The following is an 18,895-nucleotide window of genomic DNA, read 5'->3' as shown; positions in this document are numbered from 1 at the left end:
TCAGGATCGCGCCCGAGGAGCCCACGAGCGCGCCGGTCACGATCAGCAGGTCGTTGGACAGCATGAAGCCCGTGGCCGCCGCCGCCCAGCCCGAGTAGCTGTTGAGCATGGACACCACCACCGGCATGTCGGCGCCACCAATGGCCATCACCATGTGAATGCCGAACAGCAGTGCGATCGCCGTCATCACCATCAGCGGCACCATGCCTTGTTCAATGGTCTCGGCGCGCAAGAACTCGCGGCCAAACCAGATCACGATCAGCAGCGCAGCCAGGTTCATCCAGTGACGGCCGGGCAGCAACAGTGGCTTGCCACCGATCTTGCCGTTGAGCTTGCCAAAGGCGATCAGTGATCCGCTGAACGTGATGGCGCCGATCAGGATGCCGACATAGATCTCCACCTCGTGGATGATTTTCTCCGCGCCTTGCAGCTGGATCGAGGTATCCACATAGCTGGCAAACCCCACTAGGCAGGCCGCAAGACCCACCAGACTGTGCATGAGCGCGACCAGCTCCGGCATCTGCGTCATCTTGACGACCTTGGCCGCATACAGGCCAATGCCGCCGCCAATGACCAGTGCGCCGACGATCCAGGCCACCCCTGCGGGGCTGACGCGCGGGCCGAACACCGTGGCCAGCACGGCCAGCGCCATGCCGACCATGCCAAAGAGGTTGCCCCGGCGCGAAGTTTCGGGGTTGGAGAGCCCGCCCAGACTCAGGATGAACAAAATGGCCGCGCCCAGGTAGGCCACGGTAGCGAGACTTTGGGACATGTTCTGTGCTCCTTGTGTTCTTGTCGTTATGGAGTTATTTGCGGAACATGGCCAGCATGCGGCGCGTGACCGCAAAGCCACCGAACATGTTGATGGCCGTGAGCACCAGCGCCGCAAAGGCCAGCCAGAGGATGAGCCCGTCCGGTCGTCCGTTCACACCGGCATCGGGCGGCGCAATCTGTACCAGCGCACCGATGGCGATGATGCTGGAGATCGCGTTGGTCACGCTCATCAGCGGCGTGTGCAGCGCAGGGGTGACGTTCCAAACCACCATGTAGCCGATGAAACAGGCCAGCACGAACACGGTGAAGTGCCCCAGGAAGGCCAACGGCGCATAGGCACCGATGGCCCAGAACAGCACGGCCAGCACGGCAAAAACAATGGTCAGCGTCTTGGCGGACATGGGTGCACCGGGGCCATGGCTGGATTTCTTGGCAGCCACGGGTGCCGCTGCTGCCTTGGGAGCGGGTGGTGGTGCCTGCTTGAGTGGCGGTGCGGGCCAGGTAATGGCACCCTCCTTGACCACGGTGAGCCCCCGGATCGCGTCGTCCTCCATATTGACCACGGCTACGCCATCCTTGGCCTTGCACAGTTCTTCCGTCAGGCGCAGCAGGTTGGTGGAATACAACGTGGACGACTGCTTGGCCAGGCGCGAGGCCAGGTCGGTGTAGCCGACGATGGTCACACCATGGCGTACCACGGCCTCGCCGGGCACGGTCAGTTCGCAGTTACCGCCCTGCTCGGCGGCCATGTCCACGATCACGCTGCCGGGCTTCATGCTCTGCACCATCTCGGCGGTGATGAGCTTGGGCGCGGGCTTGCCTGGGATCAGCGCGGTGGTGATGATGATGTCGGCGTCTTTCGCCTGCTCCGCGTACATCTTGCGCTGCGCAGCCTGAAAGCCCTCGCTCATGACCTTGGCATAGCCGCCGCCGCCCGAGCCTTCTTCCTCGTAGTCCACCTTGACGAACTCGCCGCCCAGCGACTTGACCTGGTCGGCCACCTCGGCGCGCGTGTCGTTGGCGCGCACGATGGCGCCCAGGTTGGCCGCGGTGCCGATGGCCGCAAGGCCCGCCACGCCAGCGCCTGCAATGAACACCTTGGCCGGCGGCACTTTGCCTGCGGCCGTGATCTGGCCGTTGAAGAAGCGGCCGAAGGCGTTGGCCGCCTCGATGACGGCGCGGTAGCCGCTGACGCCTGCGGTGGAAGTGAGCGCATCCATCTTCTGGGCGCGAGAGAGCGTGCGCGGCAGGCAGTCGATGGCCAGCACCGTCGCCTTGCGGGCCGCCAGCTGCTGCATCAGTTCGGGGTTCTGGGCGGGCCAGATGAAGTCGATGAGGGTCGTGCCCTCGCGCATCAGCGCCACTTCATCGGTGCTGGGCGGGCGGACCTTGAAGACGATATCGGATGCAGCCCACAGCGCGGCGGCATCGGAAACAATCTGGGCGCCTGCGGCGCGGTAGGCGTCGTCACTGAAATTGGCGGCATCCCCAGCCCCAGACTCCACCGTGACAGTGAAGCCCAGCTTGATCAGCTTCTCCACCACATCGGGCACGGTGGCCACGCGCTTTTCGCCGGGAAAGATTTCCCTTGGCACGCCGATACGCTGCGGCTGCGGGACGGGGCTTGTCTGCATCAGAGGTCTCCTCAAGTTTCGTAATCGTTATGCAAGGCCGCCAGGCAGGGGAGGACTGGCGAGCTAGGGCCTGGAAGTGGGCGCGGGGAAGGGAAAGGGCGGAATGGCCAGGTGGCCGTCCACCATGCCGGAGCTGAGGCGCACGGCCTGAGCCAGGTCATAGGCCCATTGCTGGGCAGGCCGGCCGGCCACCAGGAATTCTTCGTTGTTGCGCGGCCGGGAACTCAGCAGCCGCTGATCGACCAGGGCATCCACCACCACCCAGACACCCGCTTCAGTGACGTAGCGGTAGCCCACATACGAATAGGGGGAGTTCAACGCGATCTGGTGGCTGGCAATCCATTGAACGAGATCGGGCCGGTTCTTTTCGAGCCACTTGGGGCTGCTCGCCCAAAGCTTGAAGCGCAGGCAATCGGCCCGCACAGGGCTGCCATCGGCGGCATCCTTCACCATGACGTCCTGTTGCGCCGGGCAGTACCCCACCCCTTGCGGAGACCCACGCAGGTCGCCAGTACGGTTGGTCTGCACGCGCAGCGCACCCAACCATTCGCCTTGCGCACCACGCAGCCCCACGTCAAGTGTTTGAAGTGAGGTGCGGCCTCCAGAACCGGCAATGGCTTCATCGGAAGTACCCAGGTCCTGCCACGCCCCCGGCGGCAAGACCAGACGGGCACGACCCACGGGATATTCGGACTTGGGAGGAACGGTCAGGGGCGCGCACGCCACCGTGAACATCGTCACAGCCAACACAGACAAGAGAGGCAACAGCCGCCGAAACTTTGAAATGGTCAGAGTCATAGAGAAAGGTTCATACGAATTCGCCTTCAATCATCCCACGGCACCCGAGTCCGTCCCTCGACGGCTCTTGCCATGCAACAACCAGCTCGGTGTAGCTGGTGAGAAATGTGTTGAAAGCGCCCTGGTATCGGACACTTCTTGCGGCGCTGCCGGTGGGCAAGCTGACCGCGAGCTTACATGAAGAAATTCTTATCGCTGTCGCCTTTGTCTTCTGTAGAGGGAACTCCCCAGTCAACGCGGCGACTGGGCAAAAAAAAGCCTGGCAGCACAATGCAGCCAGGCTGGGCAGTGGCCCCGAAGGGCCTTGTGCCGTTGATCAGTTCACCACTTGGGCCAACGCACCCGAAGCGTACTGCGCAGCCACGGCCTGCAGGCTCAGGCCCTTGATCTTGCTGCCCTGGCCTTCGCAGCCGAACTCCAGGTAACGTTGCTTGCAGACCTGCTTGGCCGCTTCGCGAGCGGGCTTGAGCCATTCGCGGGCGTCGAACTTGTCGGGGTTTTCGAACAGGAACTTGCGCACCGCGCCAGTCATCGCCAAGCGAATGTCGGTGTCGATGTTGATCTTGCGCACGCCGTGCTTGATGGCTTCCTGGATTTCCTCGACCGGCACGCCGTAGGTTTCCTTCATCTTGCCGCCGTACTGGTTGATGATGGCCAGCAACTCGGCAGGCACCGACGAGGAGCCATGCATCACCAGGTGGGTGTTGGGGATGCGCTGGTGGATTTCCTTCACACGGCTGATGGCCAGGATGTCGCCCGTGGGCTTGCGGCTGAACTTGTAGGCGCCGTGGCTGGTGCCGATGGCAATGGCCAGTGCGTCCAGCTGCGTGGCCTTCACGAACACCGCGGCCTCTTCGGGGTCGGTCAGCATCTGGCTGTGATCGAGCTTGCCGACCGCACCAATGCCGTCTTCTTCGCCCGCGTCCCCGGTTTCGAGGTTGCCCAGGCAGCCCAGTTCGCCTTCGACCGTCACGCCCACCTTGTGCGCCATGTCCACCACCTTGCGCGTCACTTCAACGTTGTAGTCAAACGACGAAGGCGTCTTGCCGTCCTCCATCAGCGAGCCGTCCATCATCACCGAGCCAAAGCCCAGGTCGATCGCACCCTGGCAAATCTTGGGCGAGGTGCCGTGGTCCTGGTGCATCACCAGCGGGATGTTAGGGAAGGCCTCGACCGCTGCCTGGATCAGGTGCTTGATGAAGGGCTCGCCCGCGTACTTGCGTGCGCCAGCGCTGGCCTGCAGGATGACGGGAGCGCCCACTTCGTCCGCAGCAGCCATTACGGCCTGCACCTGCTCCAGGTTGTTGACGTTGAAGGCAGGGATGCCATAGCTGTTGGCAGCGGCATGGTCGAGCAGTTCGCGCATCGAAACGAGGGGCATGGTCGTGGGGTCCGTGGTGGGTTGATGAAGGAGGGGGCGAGGCGCTGTAGCACCGGGCAACGCGGTGGTAACCGCTTCGTAACTCGCAATTTTAACCGGGGGACAACACGGAGGGCGATGGCAAATCCAACCGGTAGCAGGTGGTAAAGGGCGCTAGCGCAGGTGCGGCACCAAAGTGCCCCCCATGGATGTCCGCCACGCGGCGCAGGATTTCATGACCCAGGTGCAGGCTGTCCACCGGTGAGGCCGCAGTACGGCCCACCGCACTGCCCACCTGCTGGCGTGCCCCATCGTCACACACCTGCAGCCACGCGCCACCGGTGTCGGTGGCGCCCAGTTGGACCGCGATCTGGGTGCCTTCGGGCGTGTGCTTGAGCGCGTTTTCCACCAGATTGCGCGCTGCAATGTCCAGCAACACCGCATGGCCGGGCACGGTGAGCGCAGGCGGGGCTGACAGGGCCAGGTCATCGCCGCGTTTCCACGCCGCCTGGGCATAGTCGGCGCACACCGACCGCGCCAGTGCGCTCAGGTCCACGGGCGCCTTGGCTTCGTGCAGCTCAGCCCGGCTGGCGCGGGCCAGGGCCAGCAGCTGGTTGAGAACGTGACCCGCGCGCAGAGCATCCTGGCCGATGCGCGCCAGCGCCTGGGCACGGGCTTCTTCCGTCAGTTCCCCCGCCAGGGCGCTGGCCTGCAGTGCGATGGAGGACAGCGGCGTGCGCAGCTCGTGGGCCACCTCATTGGCCAGGCGGCGCTCTCGCACCATGGCGACCTGCTGGCGGTCCAGCAACGTATTGATCGACGCCACCACCGACTCGAACTCGCTCCAGGCATGGCGCGAGGCCAGGCGCTGGGCGCTGGCCGGGTCCAGCGCCGCCACATCGGCCGACAGTGCATAAAGGGGCCGCAAGCCGCGCCAAAGCGCCAGCCCCAAGGCCAGGGACACCACAGGCAGCAACCACAAGCCGGGTTCGATGAGCTGCCCGGCAATGTCATCCGCCAGCTCGTCCCGCTCGCGCAGCTCCAGCATCACCATGATCTTGCGGGTGCGCCCGGCATCCCATTGCGAAAAGCTGCGCCAGGCCACCTTGTCGGGCCCCAGTGTCAGGTCGGCAAACCCCTCGGCATCGCTGAAAGGCGGCTCGGACACCGAGCCCGTGAGCGAGAGCACCCGCCCCTGCGCATCCCACTGCACCACGCTGATGGTCTGCTGATAGTCGGGCGTCTTGAGCCAGGGTGTGGGGGTGCGCTCGGTCCGCTGTGGGCCTTCCATCGCCTCGGTGGCCCGCAGGTTGAGCAGCAGCGCGGCCACGCTGGCCAGGTGCCCGTCAGTCAGCTCATCGGCCTCATGCACACCGGTCCGGTAGCCAATGAAGACGAAGCTGCCCCAGACGATGGCCAGCGCGCCCAACGACCACAGCAGCAGCTGCCGGGTCAACGATGGGCGGTGCCCCGGCGCCGGGCGAGGAGATGCGGGCGTGTTCACGCGGGCTTCTCCTGCGGCATGAAGTAACCCACCCCGCGCATGGTCTGGATACAGGCGCTGCCCAGCTTGCGGCGCAGGTGGTGGATGTGGACCTCGACCGCGTTGCTCTCCACCGCGGCATCCCAGCTGTACAGGCGTTCCTCAATCTGCTGGCGCGACAGCACCCGACCCCGCGCCTCCAGCAGCACCAACAACACGGAAAACTCGCGCGGAGACATCTCCACGGGGTTGCCTTGCTGGCGCACCGTGCGGGTCGCGGGGTCCAGCTCGATATCACCCAGACGGATGGTGGGCGACGCCCGTCCTGCTGCACGCCGAAGCAGCGCCCGCAAGCGCGCGTCCAGCTCGTCCACATCAAACGGCTTGGTCAGGTAGTCGTCGGCGCCTTGGTCCAGCCCCGCGATGCGCTGGTGCACCTGGTCACGCGCCGTGACGATCAGCACCGGTGTAGAGGGGTCCGGCAAGGCGGACGACGCGGCCCCGGTGGCGGGCGGGCTCAGGCGAAGGCGCCGCAGCAGTTCACTGCCATCACCGTCCACCAACCCCAGGTCCAGCAGCACGGCATCGAAACGCTCGGCGCGCAGGGCACTCCAGGCGCTGGCGACGCCGTCACTGACATCCACTGCATAGCCGCGTTGCTGCAGATTGCTGCGCAGGCCACTGGCTATGCCCGCATCGTCTTCGACCACGAGTATTCGCATGCGGGCATTGTCGCAGCCCATCGGACAGGGGCGGGACAAGGGCGGGACAAGGGCAGCATCGGCTTTAAGACGGCGTTAAGTACGGCCGCCTATCTTGCAGCCCATGCAGCCTTCGCCCGTCACGCCGTCCACCGCACCCATTGCGTCCCGAACCCCCTCCCACCGCCACACACTGCTTGTCTGGACTCTGGGAGCACTGGCCTGTGTGGTGACCTGGGATGCCGCAGGGCAAGACCTGGCGTTTGCCCAGGTGTTTGGGTCGTCCAACGGATTTCCGATGCGGGACCAGTGGTTTTTTGTGCAGGTGCTGCACGAAGGAGCCCGCCGCCTGGGATGGTTGCTGGTGTTGCTGCTGGCCCTGAGCGTGTGGTGGCCACGCGGCTTTCTGCGTAAGCTGGACGCCAGCGAGCGCCTGCAGATGGCCGTGAGTGCCCTGCTCTCGCTGGCCGTGGTCAGCATCACCAAAAACCTCAGCGCCACCAGTTGCCCCTGGGACCTTGCGCAGTTTGGCGGCGTGGCACGCCACGTGTCGCACTGGGCGCTGGGCGTGCTCGATGGCGGCAGCGGTCGCTGCTTCCCGGCGGGCCATGCGTCAGCCGGGTTCGCATTTCTGGGGGGCTACTTTGCGCTGCGCCACAAGGCACCCGCCGCAGCCCGCTGGTGGCTGGCTGGCTCATTGCTGGCGGGGTTTGTGCTGGGCGCGGCGCAGCAGGTGCGTGGCGCCCATTTCATGAGCCACACGCTGTGGACAGGCTGGCTGTGCTGGACGACCGGCTGGCTCTGCGACCTGGCGGCCACAGCACTGCGCCCGCGCTTTCCACATTTCGCCAGCACCACCACGCCACCGGACAGCTCCCATGCTTGAACTCGACCTGGCCTTGTTTCAGGCCCTCAATGCCGACGCCGCCACCTTGCCCGCAGTGGTGACGGTAGCCCGGTGGGTGTCGCAGCAACTGCCCACCGCCATGGGCGGCCTGCTGCTCGGCAGCTTTGTGCTGGGCAATGCGGGGCAGCGGCGCGCACTTGCACTGGCGCTCGCGTCCATGGCCCTGGCGTGGGTGGGGGTGCAACTTTTGCGGCTGGCCGTCCCGGCGCCACGCCCGGCGCAACTGGGCCTTGGCGTGCAGTGGATTGAACACGCCGCGCGGGCAGGCTTTCCCAGCATGCATGTGGCAGGAGCCGCCGCGCTGGCGGCCAGCCTCGCCCTGCGGCCGGTCACGGGGCTGACCTGGCTGGCCGTCGCAGTGACAGCGGCCATGGTGTGGAGCCGCGTGTGCCTGGGCGTGCACTTTCCGTCCGACGTACTGGCAGGCCTGCTCACCGGTGGACTGGCGGCAGCAGCCATGCATGCACTGGCTGCGCGGGCAACGCGCTGGCAAGCCCTGCTGCACAAATCGCCGCAAGGCAACGCACCGTGACCTGCGGCTGGCCTCAGCTGGCTACGCAGATCTTCAGCATGTTCGTGCCACCTGGCGCGCCCATCGGCTCGCCGCAGGTGATGGCATACACGTCGCCCTTTTGCACGATGTTGCGGCTCTTGAGGTGGCGCTCGGCCTGGTCCAGCGCGGTGTCACGGTCGGCGCTGGTGTCCATGAGCAGGGGACGCACATTGCGGTACATGGCCATCTTGCGCTGGGTAGCCACCTTGGGCGTGAGGGCGTAGATGGGGATACGGATGCTGTGGCGGCTCATCCACAGCGCCGTGGCGCCGCTGTCGGTCATGGCCACGATGGCCTTGGCGCCCAGGTGGTGCGCCGTGAACAACGCCCCCATGGCAATGGACTGGTCGATGCGACCAAAGGTCTGGCCGGTGAAGTCGGCATCCAGCTGGTGGTCTTCCGCCGCCTCGGCCGCGGCGCAGATGGTGGCCATTTCTTCCACGGTTTCGAGCGGGTAGCGGCCTGCGGCCGTCTCGGCACTCAGCATCACGGCATCGGTGCCGTCCAGCACGGCGTTGGCCACGTCACTCACCTCGGCACGCGTGGGTACGGGGTTGGTGATCATGCTTTCCATCATCTGCGTGGCAGTGATCACGACCTTGTCCAGCTCGCGCGCCATGCGGATCATCTTCTTTTGCAGCGCGGGAACGGCCGCATTGCCAACTTCTACCGCCAGGTCGCCGCGCGCCACCATGATGCCGTCGGAAACGCGCAAGATGGCCTCCAGGTGCGGGATGGCCTCGGCGCGCTCGATCTTGGCGATCAGGCCCGGCTTGTGGCGGTACTCGGACGCGGCCACATTGCACAGCTGGCGCGCCATTTCCATGTCGGTCGCGTTCTTGGGAAAGCTCACCGCTACATAGTCGGCCTGGAAGCTCATGGCCGTGCGGATGTCTTCCATGTCCTTGGCCGTCAAGGCCGGTGCCGTGAGGCCGCCGCCCTTCTTGTTGATGCCCTTGTTGTTGGACAGCTCGCCGCCCACCTTGACGGTGGTGTGCACCTCTTCGCCGCGGACCGCATCCACGGTGAGCACGATCAGGCCGTCGTTGAGGAGCAACAGGTCGCCCGCCTTCACATCGCGCGGCAGCTCCTTGTAATCCAGTCCCACGCCGTTGATGTCGCCCAGCTCGGTGCGGGAGGCATCGAGCACGAACTTAGCGCCCGGCTCCAGCTGCACCTTGCCCTCGGCAAACTTGCCCACGCGGATCTTGGGACCCTGCAGGTCGGCCATGATGGCCACTTCGCGGCCCGCGCGCTGGGCCGCGGCACGCACGGTGGCGGCGCGGTCGATATGGTCCTGCGCCTTGCCATGGCTGAAGTTCAGCCGCACCACATTCACCCCCGCGCGGATCATGGCCTCCAGAAGTGCCGGGTCGCTCGATGCGGGGCCCAGGGTGGCAACAATCTTGGTGGCGCGGCGGGTAGGCATGGACATGTCTCTTTTCTCTCGGTCGTTGGGAATGTAATCAAGTTTCAATTCTCACACGAAGTGGTTACAGAAACTTGCCAAACACACTGGACACGCATACCCACTGGCCAGCTTCCCCCCTCGGAACCCGTTGGTCGGCAATTAGCAAGCATCGCGCGCACCAGACAGGCGCGCCAATTTGCAGTGGCGGGGATGCCAAGCCTTGGCCTACCCCAGCGTGGTGCATACCAGCCCATCGGCTGCGCCGTTAAGGCGCACAGGGCTCAATCAACATAGCCGGAAAGCCCGTTGCAGTCCGCGCGCGCATTGGCACGCTTTGTGCAAATGGATTCTTACATCCTTGGATCCACTCTTACAAACGCCTGCCCTATGACCACGTTGAACTGCTACAAGGCCGATGCCTCTCTCGTCGCAGCGCACGACGAGGCATATGGGTACATTCTCGGCGCGCTGCGCTCGGGCAAGTACCGGGCCGGGGAGCGGCTGGTGGCAGACAACATTGCCACCGAAATCGGCACCAGCCGCATGCCAGTGCGCGAAGCCCTGCGGCGGCTTGCCGCCGAGGGACTGGTCACCATCAAGGCCAATCGGGGCGTGACCGCCGCAGCCCCCAACGTTCAGGAAATGAATGAGGTATTCGAGATGCGTGCAGTGCTGGAGGGCCTGGCCGTGCGCATGGCGGTGCCCCACCTCACAGCGGACGATCTGCGACACCTGGAACAACTGCTGGAGGCGATGGAGCCCCACCCCGAAAACCAGGCCGACTGGACCACTGTGCACCGCAATTTCCATGAACTGCTCTGCGCCAAAAGCGAAGCACCACGCCTGCTGCGCCAAATTTCGAGCCTGCACACTGTGGTCGAACCGCACATGCGCAGATGGGCGTCCATGGACAACCGGCATGTCGGCACCCGCGAACACCACGACCGGCTGCTGCAAGTCATCCGCGACGGCGATCCACTCGCTTGCGAACTGGCGATGCGCAAACATGTTCTCGACACGCTGCCGGACCTGATGCAAGCACTGCCGCTGGCGCACGGGCCATAGCCCCAGCCTCAAGCGCTACTTTACCAATCCATCGCCGTCTATTCCCCCCAGAAATGGAGGGGTGGGCACCGTTTTTTCCCGATTTTTCGCCCTTGCTTTGTAACCCCCACCGGAGTTTTGATATGTCTATCCCCGACCACAAAGCGGCCCTGGCCGCTACCTTAGCCGTCCAGTTTGGCCGTCGCGACCTCTTGAAAGGCGCAGCGGCGGGCGTGGGCTTGATGGCGGCCTCCGCCGTCGGCATCAACACGGCCCATGCGCAAGCCAAAAAAGGCGGCTCGCTCACGCTGGCGTGGGTCGAAGCCATCGACACTCTCGATCCGCATCTGACCTCATCGGCCGGCTCGATCAAGATCATCAACAACATCTACAACGGCCTGCTCAAGGTGGCCTTTGACGGCAAGGCCGTGAGCTTTGCCCCTGATCTGGCTGAGAAGTGGGACATGGTTGATGAAAAGACCCACGTCTTCAAGCTACGGGCCGGCGTGAAATTCCACAACGATGACCCCTGCGATGCTGAGGCCGTGAAGTGGAGCCTGGAGCGCGTGAAGTCTGCCGCACTCAAGTCCCCGCACGCCTGGAAGCTCGAGCAACTCGACGGCATCGACATCGTGGATCCACTGACCGTGCGCCTGCGCTTCAAAAAGCCGTTTGCTTTCTTGCCCGTGGCACTGACCGGCAGCACAGGCCGCGCAGGCACCATCGTGAGCAAGCGGGCGGTAGACACATCGGGTGCCGCCTTTGGCCGGGCACCTGTGGGCACCGGCCCCTTCAAGCTGGCCAGCTGGAAAGAAAACGACTCCATCGAGCTGGTGCGCAACCCGTCTTACTTTGAAGCCGGAATGCCCCACCTCGACCGCGTCGTGATCCGCCTGATCCGGGAGCCCAGCGCGGCCGTGGCTGCCATGATGTCGGGCCAGGTCGATGGGCTGTCGGTGTGCCCCTTCCAGTTCATTCCGCAGCTGCGCAAAAACCCCAACATCCAGGTGTTTGGCCAGGTCGAGGGCAATTACTCGTTCGTGGGCATGAACAACAAGCGCGCCCCGTTTGACGATATGGCCATGCGCCAGGCCGTGGCCTTCGCCATCAACCGCAAGGTGATCGTCGAGCAGAGCTATTTTGGTGAGGCGATTCCGGCCTACACCTGCATCTCGCCCCCCATGACGGGCTTTTACGACGCCAACATTGCCAAAAGCGGGCGCGGTCAGTTCTTCGACCTGGCCAAGGCCAAGGCGTTTCGCGCCAAGTCCAAGGTGCAAGGCGAGATCAACCCCACCTACATCGTCACCGACGGCTTCACTGGCTCCGGCGGCCTGGGTACCCGCAATGCCCAGCTCATTGCCCCCATGCTGGCGCAGATCGGCATCAAGCCCAAGATTGAGTTGGTAGACCGCGCCATCTGGCTGCAGCGGCGCAACAGCGGCGACTTCGACATGTACGACGAAGCCTGGGTGGCCGACCTCGACCCCGATGAAACCATCACCCCCGAGTGGTCCACGGGACGCCCCTGGAACTATGTGGGCTACAGCAACCCGGTGTTCGATAAAGCGGTATCTGCGGCATCCGACACCACCAACGTGGCGGTGCGGCGCAAGCTGTATATCGAGGCCGAGGATGCACTCATGGCAGACGCTCCCCTCGCGGTATTGGCACACATGAAGGTGTTCAAGATTCTCAGCAAAAAAGTCAAGGGTTTTGAATACATCCCCGCCGATTTGCTGAACCTGCACACCGTGTCACTGGCCTGATGGGAGCACGATGATGGTTTACCCCTCCCTTGCGATGGGCGCCCACCGGTTATGGCGGCCGCTTGGCGCGATCGCCCAAACCGCGCTGGTGCTGCTGGTCGTATCAGGCATCAGCTTTATGTTCCTGAAGCTGTCGCCGGGTGATCCGGTGGCCATCATGCTGGGCTCTGATTTTTCACGCGACTCTTACGACCTCTTGTACCGCCAGCTGGGCCTGGACCAGCCATGGTTTCAGCAGTACGTCCAGTGGCTCAGTCGCTTTGTGCGCGGCGACTGGGGCATGAGCTATGTGAGCAAGCAGGACATCTTCGAGCAATCGGTGCTGCAGGCGCTACCCGTCACCTTGACGCTAGCGGCCCTGTCGCTGGCGGTGGCCCTGCTGGTGGGCATTCCGCTGGGTGTTCTGGCCGCAGTACGGCGCAACAGCTGGATGGATCTGCTTGCCAGTGCAGTGGCCATTGGCGGCAATGCCATCCCCAGCTTCTACCTGGGCGTGGTGCTGATCTGGATCTTCAGCGTGGCGTTTGGCTGGTTTCCCAGCATGGGCTATGTGTCTCCCTGGTCTGAACCGCTCACCGGCCTGTGGCATCTGGCGCTGCCCGCGCTCACGCTGGGTGCGTGGTATGTGGGGCTGATCGCCACGGTGACGCGCTCGAGCTTGCTGGAGGTGCTGGAGCAGCCCTATATGGCAGCGGCACGCGCACGCGGCGAGCCTAGCTGGAGGGTGATCTGGGTCCACGGCATGCGCAACGTACTCATGCCGCTGATCACCATCATTGGCCTGCAGCTGGGCGGCATGCTGCGCGGCGCGGTCATGACCGAAGTGGTGTTCACCCTGCCCGGCCTGGGCATGATGATCACCAGCGCCGTGCAGACGCGAGAGTACCTGGTGGTGCAGGCCGGCATCATGATCACGGCCCTGCTGTTCATCGCGGTTAACTTCACGGTAGACCGTACCTATTCCCTTCTTGATCCCAGGTTGCGCAAAAATGCTCGCTGACTCCAACATCCGGGCCAGCGGCCCTTCGCCGTGGCAGCGCCTGACCCGGCACCTCATGCGTTCGTGGCAACTGCTGCGGCGCCAGCAAAAAGCCATGGCAGGCATGGGCATCGTGCTGGCCTTTGTGGTGGCGGCGGTGTTTGCCCCCGTGCTGGCACCGTACCCGCCCACCGAACAAAACTTCATGGATGCCATGCAGGGCCCCAGTGCCCAGCACTGGATGGGCACCGACTCCTTTGGCCAAGACATTTTGTCGCGCGTGTTCTACGGGGCGCGCTCAGCACTGTGGATCGGGTTTGCATCGGTCGCACTGGGCCTGGTGGTGGGCGTGGCGGTGGGCCTGCTCGCCGGCCTGCGCGGTGGCCGTACCGAGTGGGTGCTGATGCGCGTGGTGGATGGCCTGCTGGCCTTCCCGGAACTCATCATGGCCATGGCGTTCATGGCGGTGCTGGGGCTGGGCATGAACAACGTGATTTTGGCTTTGGCGCTGTCGTTTGTGGGCCCTTTTGCGCGCACCGTGCGCGCGGATGTGCTGCAGGTCAAGGCGCGCCCGTTCATTGAAGCCGCTCGGCTCATGGGCGTGCCCGAGCGCGAGATCGTGCGCCGCCATGTGCTGCCCAATATCGCCTCGCCGATCCTCATCCAGGCCGGCATGCGCATATCGATTGCCATTTTGCTGGCCTCGGGCTTGTCATTCCTGGGCCTGGGCGTGGTGCCGCCCACACCCGACTGGGGTCTCATGATTGCCGAGGGGCGCGGCTTTGTGAGCATGGCGCCCTGGATGGCCGGCATGCCCGGCCTGGCCCTGGCCACGCTACTGATCGGCCTGAACCTGATGGCCGAGGGGTTGCGCGATGCGCTCGACCCGAAGACCCGGGGAGACAAGCCATGAGCCAAGCCTCTTTGCAAGTAGAGCACCTGACGCTGCGCCGCAACGGCGTGGCTGTGCTCGATGACGTGTCACTGCATCTGCCCGCAGGCCAGACACTAGCACTCATCGGGGAATCTGGTGCTGGGAAATCCACGCTGGCCTATGCCGCCATGGGCCTGGTGCGCCCGCCAGAGGTGCAGCTGCAAGGCCGCCTGATGGTGGGTGACGTGGACGTGGTGACCGCCCCCGAACGCGTGCTGCGGCCCCTGCGCGGCGTGCGCATGGGCATGATCTTTCAGGATGCCTCCGCAGCGCTGAACCCCTGCTTCAGCGTGCTCAGCCATCTGTCAGAACCGCTGCAACGGCACCGGGGCTTGTCCAAAGCCGCGTGCAAGGCGCGGGCCATCGAACTGCTGGCCAGCGTGGGCATTGCAGACCCCGTATCCCGCCTGCAGGCCTACCCGCACGAGCTATCGGGCGGTATGCAGCAGCGCGTGATGATTGCCATGGCACTGGCCTGCGAGCCGCAGCTGCTCATCGCCGACGAACCCACCAGCGCCCTGGACGTGACCATACAGGCCCAGATCATGGCGCTGCTGCTGGACCGGGTGCGTGCACTGGGTGCATCGGCCATTTTTGTCTTGCACGACCTCGCATTGGCAACGCAGGTAGCCGACCGCGTAGCCGTTATGTATGCCGGCCAGATCGTTGAGGAGGGGCCCGCCGCAGAAGTGCTCAACCACCCGCGCCACCCCTACACCCAAGGGCTACGGGCAAGCGCCATCGAGTTCGATGCCGAACGCCTGCAACCCATTGCTGGCGTGGTTCCCCCGCTGTCCGCCATGCCAGGGGGCTGCCGTTTTGCCCCACGCTGCGCCCTGGCCAGTGCCCGCTGCAGCGCTGAAAAGCCCGAGCTTGCTGCGCACGACACCGTGCGCGTGGCTTGCTGGAACCTGTGAGTGATACGCTATGAAACCCGATACCCAGCCACTGGCCCTGCCCGTCTCCACAGCCCGCACAGCCCCAACAGGCTCGAACGCGCCAACCGCCCATCAAGCCCTGCCCCTCTTTTCCTTGCTGGACGTGGAAAAGAGCTTTCCGGTCGATGGTGGCCGCCGGCAGCTGCGGGCGCTCGACGGTATACGTCTCACGCTCCAAGCCGGGGAATCTCTGGCGCTGGTGGGTGAAAGCGGCTCCGGCAAATCCACCCTGGTGCGCGTGATGCTGGGCCTGGAGTCCGCCACCAACGGCCGCGTGCTGTATGGCGCCAACGAGCCTGCCTCCTTCAGTGCCGCGCAGCACCGGCGCTTTGCACGCGAGGTAGCTTATATCTACCAGGACGCCAGGGGCTCGCTGAACCCCCGCATGTCGGTGGCCGAGGTGCTGGCGGAGCCGGTGCGCCTGCACGCCCTGCGCGATGAGGGCGAAATCCCGGCGCGGGTCGATGAGCTCTTGGCCATGGTGGGCCTGCCCACCGACGTGCGCCACAAATTTCCCAGCGAACTCTCTGGCGGGCAGGTGCGCCGGGTGGCAGTGGCAAGGGCGCTGGCCTGTGAGCCCAAGGTGATCGTCGCAGACGAATCGGTGGCCGGGCTGGATGTGTCCGTACAGGCGCAATTGCTGAACTTGCTACGGGATCTGCAGCGCGACCATGGCTTGGCCATGGTGTTTGTCACGCACGACCTGGGGGTTGCCGCTTATCTGTGCGAGCGCGTCGCCGTGATGTACCTGGGCCGCATTGTGGAAACCGGTCCGACCCGCGAGGTACTCCAGGCTCCGCTGCACCCGTACACGCAGGCGCTGATGAATGCGTTTCCGCGTTTTGACGCACCTCTGTCGGTCAGCCTGCAAGGAGAAATACCCAGCGCGTCCAACTTACCCAAGGGCTGCCGGTTTCGCTCGCGCTGTGTTTTTGCCAGCGAAGAATGCCAGCAAACGGATCCTGCACAGATGAGCTACTCGGCGTTACGCCAGGTGGCCTGCCTGACCCCCCTGACACCCCTTGCTGCAGTGGTGCCTGCATAGGAGGCTCATACCATGGACCTGCTGTACGCCCAAGCAACCGCCGAGTTTGTCGGGTCAGTCGCTGCTTTGCTCGCAGTGGGGGCCATTGCGGGCCTGTTAGCTGGCTTGCTCGGAACAGGAAGTGGCCTCGTGATCGCGCCCGTCCTCTACCACCTGTTCACCCTGCAAGGCATTGATGAATCGGTACGGATGCATCTGACGGTGGGCACCTCCCTGGCGGCCAGTATTCCAGTGACCATCGTGTCCCGTTGGACGCTCACGCAGCAAGGCAATCTGGACAAGATGCTGATCCAGCAATTGATACCGGGTCTCATCATGGGGGTGATGCTGTCGGCACTGGCCAGCCACTACCTGGGCAGTGGTTGGCTCACAGGCCTATTTGCCTGTGTAGCGATTTCGATAGCGGCGAATATGGCCTTCTGGCCTGCCGGCTTTGCGCTGGGCGCAGGCTTGCCAGGATCGGTCGGCACTACGCTCATCGGTGGTGGTATAGGCAGCCTGGCCACCCTCACTGGCATGGGCGGCAGCGCACTGTCGGCACCCATTTTTCATGCGTTGCGGGTGCCGCTGCCCACCGCAGTCAGCGCAAGTGCCACGCTGGGCATCGTGATCGGGATTGCGGGCACGCTCGCCTTCATCATCAATGGCACCCATGTGGCCGGCCTGCCACCGTGGAGTTGGGGGTACGTCAACCTCCTTGCCGTAGCGCTGATCGCACCTGCGAGTATGGCCGCGGCTGCACTGGGTACAAAGCTTGCGCCCAGCGTTGACGCCCGACTGTTGCGCATGGAATTCGCCTGCTTCCTGGCACTGACCGCGCTGCACATGACCTACACCCTATTCAACTAAAACTTCCAAGAGACAACGAATGATCCACACACTCAAAGCTTTGGGCGGCATGCATGTCGCACCACACCATCTTGCAGCCCAAGCGGGGCGAGACGTCCTGCGTGACGGCGGAAACGCAGTGGAGGCCATGGTGGCCGCCGCTGCCGCAATTGCTGTGGTGTACCCCCACATGAATGCCATCGGTGGCGACGGCTTTTGGCTTATCCACGAACCCGGCAAGCCCCCGGTGGCCATTGATGCATGTGGCCCATCTGCTGCGATGGCTACGCCTGATTTTTATGCAGGGCTGGAGGCCATTCCCTCCCGGGGCCCCAAGGCGGCACTCACCGTTGCAGGCACCATCGGGGGCTGGGCCAAGGCCCTGGAAATCGCCAGCGCCTGGGGCCCAGCGCTGCCACTGCCGCGCCTACTGCAAGACGCCATTCGCCACGCCCACGAAGGCGTGGCGGTGACCAGGAGCCAGAGCGAACTCACGCGCCTGAAGCTCGACGGCCTGAAAGACTCCCCGGGCTTTGCACAGACCTACCTCGTCAACGGCGCCCCGCCCGAGCCGGGGCATGTCCTGCAGCAGCCCGCGCTGGGCAACACGCTGCAACAGCTGGCCGAACGCGGGCTGGACGACTTTTACCGCGGCGAGCTAGCGGCCCGCATGTCCGCCGAGCTGGAGCGTGTGGGCAGCCCTGTGCGGGCCAGCGACCTGGCGGCTTACCGGGCGCAAGTGGTGCAAGCCTTGTGCGTGCGTCTGAGCGACAGCGCGGTGTACAACCTGCCGCCCCCGACGCAAGGCCTGTCGGCGCTGATGATTCTGGGGCTCTTCGAGCGCCTGGGCGTGACCGAAGGCGAAGGTTTTGCCCACCTGCACGGGCTGGTGGAGTCCACCAAACGCGCGTTTCGGGTGCGCGATCGCGTCGTGACCGATCCGCAGCGCCTGCCCGCAGAGCCCCAGAGCTTTCTTGCCCCGCAGGCGCTGGACGAGCTAGCCGCCCAAATCGATCCGGCGCGTGCGCTGGCGTGGCCCGACCAGGGCAAGCCGGGCGACACTATCTGGATGGGCTGTATCGACCAGCAGGGCCGCGCGGTCAGCTTTATCCAGAGTGTTTACTGGGAGTTTGGCTCAGGCACCGTGCTGCAAGACACCGGTGTGTGCTGGCAAAACCGCGGCACCAGCTTTTCGCTGGACCCGCAAGCGCTCAATAGCCTGCGGCCTGGCCACAAGCCCTTTCATACGCTCAACCCCTCCCTGGCGCTATTTGACGACGGGCGCGTCATGCCGTACGGCACCATGGGCGGCGAGGGGCAACCCCAGACGCAAGCCGCAGTGTTTACCCGGTACGCACGTTTTGGCCAGCCACTGCAGCAAGCGGTCAGCGCGCCACGCTGGCTGTTGGGGCGCACCTGGGGCGATGTGAGCACTTCGCTGAAGCTGGAGAGCCGCTTCGATCCGGCGCTGGTTCAAGCCCTCAAGGCAGCAGGTCATGCGGTGGAAGTGCTGCCCGAAGCCTTCAGTGACACCATGGGCCACGCGGGTGCCTTGGTGCGCCACCCAAATGGACTCATCGAAGGCGCGGCAGACCCACGCAGCGACGGCGCAGTGGCTGCGCTCTGAACCCTGGACCGCGCGTTGTGTAACCGTGGGGTGCAGCCCCGTTAACCAGCCTTGCTTTGACCTCACAGGCCAGGCATTCGCACTGGAGGAGCCCGAACGCCAGCCGGCAC

17 protein-coding genes are annotated in these 18,895 nt (G+C 64.7%); 10 read left to right on the top strand and 7 right to left on the bottom strand.

Translation table 11 applies throughout. The features are described from left to right. The 6 genes from ISS20_RS04980 to ISS20_RS04955 form a co-directional block, all read right to left on the bottom strand. Window positions 1-772 (bottom strand): NAD(P)(+) transhydrogenase (Re/Si-specific) subunit beta (locus ISS20_RS04980; protein WP_291434286.1); only part of this gene is annotated, 772 nt, incomplete at its 3' end. 34 nt (window positions 773-806) lie between these two features. After that, window positions 807-2,408 carry a Re/Si-specific NAD(P)(+) transhydrogenase subunit alpha gene (locus tag ISS20_RS04975; protein WP_291434284.1) on the bottom strand — a complete coding sequence of 534 codons (1,602 nt, stop codon included), beginning with the start codon at window positions 2,406-2,408 and terminating at the stop codon, window positions 807-809. A gap of 63 nt (window positions 2,409-2,471) precedes the next feature. After that, the gene (locus ISS20_RS04970; RefSeq protein WP_291434282.1) at window positions 2,472-3,206 is read right to left on the bottom strand and encodes a hypothetical protein; all 735 of its coding nucleotides are present in this window, start codon (window positions 3,204-3,206) and stop codon (window positions 2,472-2,474) included. A 316-nt stretch (window positions 3,207-3,522) separates the two neighbouring features. Beyond that, on the bottom strand, window positions 3,523-4,587 hold the full coding sequence (gene fba / locus ISS20_RS04965; protein ID WP_291434280.1) for a class II fructose-bisphosphate aldolase: 1,065 nt from the start codon (window positions 4,585-4,587) through the stop codon (window positions 3,523-3,525). Between the two features lie 91 nt (window positions 4,588-4,678). Next, window positions 4,679-6,070 carry a histidine kinase dimerization/phospho-acceptor domain-containing protein gene (locus tag ISS20_RS04960; RefSeq protein WP_291434277.1) on the bottom strand — a complete coding sequence of 464 codons (1,392 nt, stop codon included), beginning with the start codon at window positions 6,068-6,070 and terminating at the stop codon, window positions 4,679-4,681. Then, window positions 6,067-6,771: a response regulator transcription factor gene (locus ISS20_RS04955; RefSeq protein ID WP_099732317.1), complete on the bottom strand. Its 705-nt coding sequence runs from the start codon at window positions 6,769-6,771 to the stop codon at window positions 6,067-6,069. The genes ISS20_RS04960 and ISS20_RS04955 overlap by 4 nt, the downstream gene beginning before the upstream one ends. 103 nt (window positions 6,772-6,874) lie before the next feature. On the opposite strand from ISS20_RS04955, the gene ISS20_RS04950 reads away from it, so the two are divergent. Both ISS20_RS04950 and ISS20_RS04945 read left to right on the top strand, forming a co-directional pair. Next, window positions 6,875-7,636, top strand: coding sequence for a phosphatase PAP2 family protein (locus ISS20_RS04950; protein ID WP_291434276.1), 762 nt, complete (start codon window positions 6,875-6,877; stop codon window positions 7,634-7,636). Continuing rightward, on the top strand, window positions 7,629-8,189 hold the full coding sequence (locus tag ISS20_RS04945; protein WP_291434274.1) for a phosphatase PAP2 family protein: 561 nt from the start codon (window positions 7,629-7,631) through the stop codon (window positions 8,187-8,189). Before ISS20_RS04950 ends, ISS20_RS04945 begins: the two co-directional genes overlap by 8 nt. Before the next feature lie 13 nt (window positions 8,190-8,202). Here ISS20_RS04945 and pyk read toward each other — a convergent pair whose 3' ends face one another. Next, window positions 8,203-9,639, bottom strand: a complete 1,437-nt coding sequence (gene pyk / locus ISS20_RS04940; protein WP_291434288.1) for a pyruvate kinase — start codon at window positions 9,637-9,639, stop codon at window positions 8,203-8,205. A 369-nt stretch (window positions 9,640-10,008) separates the two neighbouring features. Between pyk and ISS20_RS04935 the strand changes: the two genes are divergently transcribed. The 8 genes from ISS20_RS04935 to ISS20_RS04900 all read left to right on the top strand — a co-directional run bounded on the left by ISS20_RS04935 (window position 10,009) and on the right by ISS20_RS04900 (window position 18,785). Further along, window positions 10,009-10,686: a GntR family transcriptional regulator gene (locus ISS20_RS04935; RefSeq protein ID WP_291434272.1), complete on the top strand. Its 678-nt coding sequence runs from the start codon at window positions 10,009-10,011 to the stop codon at window positions 10,684-10,686. A gap of 122 nt (window positions 10,687-10,808) precedes the next feature. Continuing rightward, window positions 10,809-12,434 carry an ABC transporter substrate-binding protein gene (locus tag ISS20_RS04930; protein WP_291434270.1) on the top strand — a complete coding sequence of 542 codons (1,626 nt, stop codon included), beginning with the start codon at window positions 10,809-10,811 and terminating at the stop codon, window positions 12,432-12,434. A gap of 13 nt (window positions 12,435-12,447) precedes the next feature. After that, a complete protein-coding gene (locus ISS20_RS04925) occupies window positions 12,448-13,434 on the top strand; it encodes an ABC transporter permease (protein WP_291434269.1) in 987 nt (328 codons plus the stop codon). Next, the gene (locus ISS20_RS04920; protein ID WP_291434267.1) at window positions 13,424-14,326 is read left to right on the top strand and encodes an ABC transporter permease; all 903 of its coding nucleotides are present in this window, start codon (window positions 13,424-13,426) and stop codon (window positions 14,324-14,326) included. The genes ISS20_RS04925 and ISS20_RS04920 overlap by 11 nt, the downstream gene beginning before the upstream one ends. Continuing rightward, a complete protein-coding gene (locus ISS20_RS04915) occupies window positions 14,323-15,264 on the top strand; it encodes an ABC transporter ATP-binding protein (RefSeq protein ID WP_291434265.1) in 942 nt (313 codons plus the stop codon). Before ISS20_RS04920 ends, ISS20_RS04915 begins: the two co-directional genes overlap by 4 nt. Window positions 15,265-15,274: 10 nt before the next feature. Further along, window positions 15,275-16,330 carry an ABC transporter ATP-binding protein gene (locus tag ISS20_RS04910; RefSeq protein WP_291434263.1) on the top strand — a complete coding sequence of 352 codons (1,056 nt, stop codon included), beginning with the start codon at window positions 15,275-15,277 and terminating at the stop codon, window positions 16,328-16,330. Between the two features lie 12 nt (window positions 16,331-16,342). Then, window positions 16,343-17,179 (top strand): sulfite exporter TauE/SafE family protein, encoded by an 837-nt coding sequence (locus ISS20_RS04905; RefSeq protein WP_066784088.1) that lies wholly within the window; start codon window positions 16,343-16,345, stop codon window positions 17,177-17,179. A gap of 19 nt (window positions 17,180-17,198) precedes the next feature. Continuing rightward, a complete protein-coding gene (locus tag ISS20_RS04900) occupies window positions 17,199-18,785 on the top strand; it encodes a gamma-glutamyltransferase family protein (RefSeq protein WP_291434259.1) in 1,587 nt (528 codons plus the stop codon). Window positions 18,786-18,895 lie beyond the last annotated feature (110 nt).

Origin of the sequence: Acidovorax sp. (assembly GCF_016783915.1) — a bacterium.
In the GTDB taxonomy this organism is placed as follows: domain Bacteria; phylum Pseudomonadota; class Gammaproteobacteria; order Burkholderiales; family Burkholderiaceae_C; genus Acidovorax.
Note: the sequence above shows the minus strand (reverse complement) of the source record. Positions and strands in the feature narration are given on the sequence as shown.

Bases quoted from the DNA above. Each gene is read 5' to 3' on its own strand.
- ISS20_RS04930 (WP_291434270.1), top strand. From the start codon at position 10,809: ATGTCTATCCCCGACCACAAAGCGGCCCTGGCCGCTACCTTAGCCGTC.
- ISS20_RS04910 (WP_291434263.1), top strand. From the start codon at position 15,275: ATGAAACCCGATACCCAGCCACTGGCCCTGCCCGTCTCCACAGCCCGC.
- ISS20_RS04970 (WP_291434282.1), bottom strand. From the start codon at position 3,206: ATGACTCTGACCATTTCAAAGTTTCGGCGGCTGTTGCCTCTCTTGTCT.
- ISS20_RS04975 (WP_291434284.1), bottom strand. From the start codon at position 2,408: ATGCAGACAAGCCCCGTCCCGCAGCCGCAGCGTATCGGCGTGCCAAGG.
- ISS20_RS04900 (WP_291434259.1), top strand. From the start codon at position 17,199: ATGATCCACACACTCAAAGCTTTGGGCGGCATGCATGTCGCACCACAC.
- ISS20_RS04905 (WP_066784088.1), top strand. From the start codon at position 16,343: ATGGACCTGCTGTACGCCCAAGCAACCGCCGAGTTTGTCGGGTCAGTC.
- ISS20_RS04925 (WP_291434269.1), top strand. From the start codon at position 12,448: ATGGTTTACCCCTCCCTTGCGATGGGCGCCCACCGGTTATGGCGGCCG.
- pyk (WP_291434288.1), bottom strand. From the start codon at position 9,639: ATGCCTACCCGCCGCGCCACCAAGATTGTTGCCACCCTGGGCCCCGCA.
- ISS20_RS04950 (WP_291434276.1), top strand. From the start codon at position 6,875: ATGCAGCCTTCGCCCGTCACGCCGTCCACCGCACCCATTGCGTCCCGA.
- ISS20_RS04945 (WP_291434274.1), top strand. From the start codon at position 7,629: ATGCTTGAACTCGACCTGGCCTTGTTTCAGGCCCTCAATGCCGACGCC.
- ISS20_RS04915 (WP_291434265.1), top strand. From the start codon at position 14,323: ATGAGCCAAGCCTCTTTGCAAGTAGAGCACCTGACGCTGCGCCGCAAC.
- fba (WP_291434280.1), bottom strand. From the start codon at position 4,587: ATGCCCCTCGTTTCGATGCGCGAACTGCTCGACCATGCCGCTGCCAAC.
- ISS20_RS04920 (WP_291434267.1), top strand. From the start codon at position 13,424: ATGCTCGCTGACTCCAACATCCGGGCCAGCGGCCCTTCGCCGTGGCAG.
- ISS20_RS04955 (WP_099732317.1), bottom strand. From the start codon at position 6,771: ATGCGAATACTCGTGGTCGAAGACGATGCGGGCATAGCCAGTGGCCTG.
- ISS20_RS04935 (WP_291434272.1), top strand. From the start codon at position 10,009: ATGACCACGTTGAACTGCTACAAGGCCGATGCCTCTCTCGTCGCAGCG.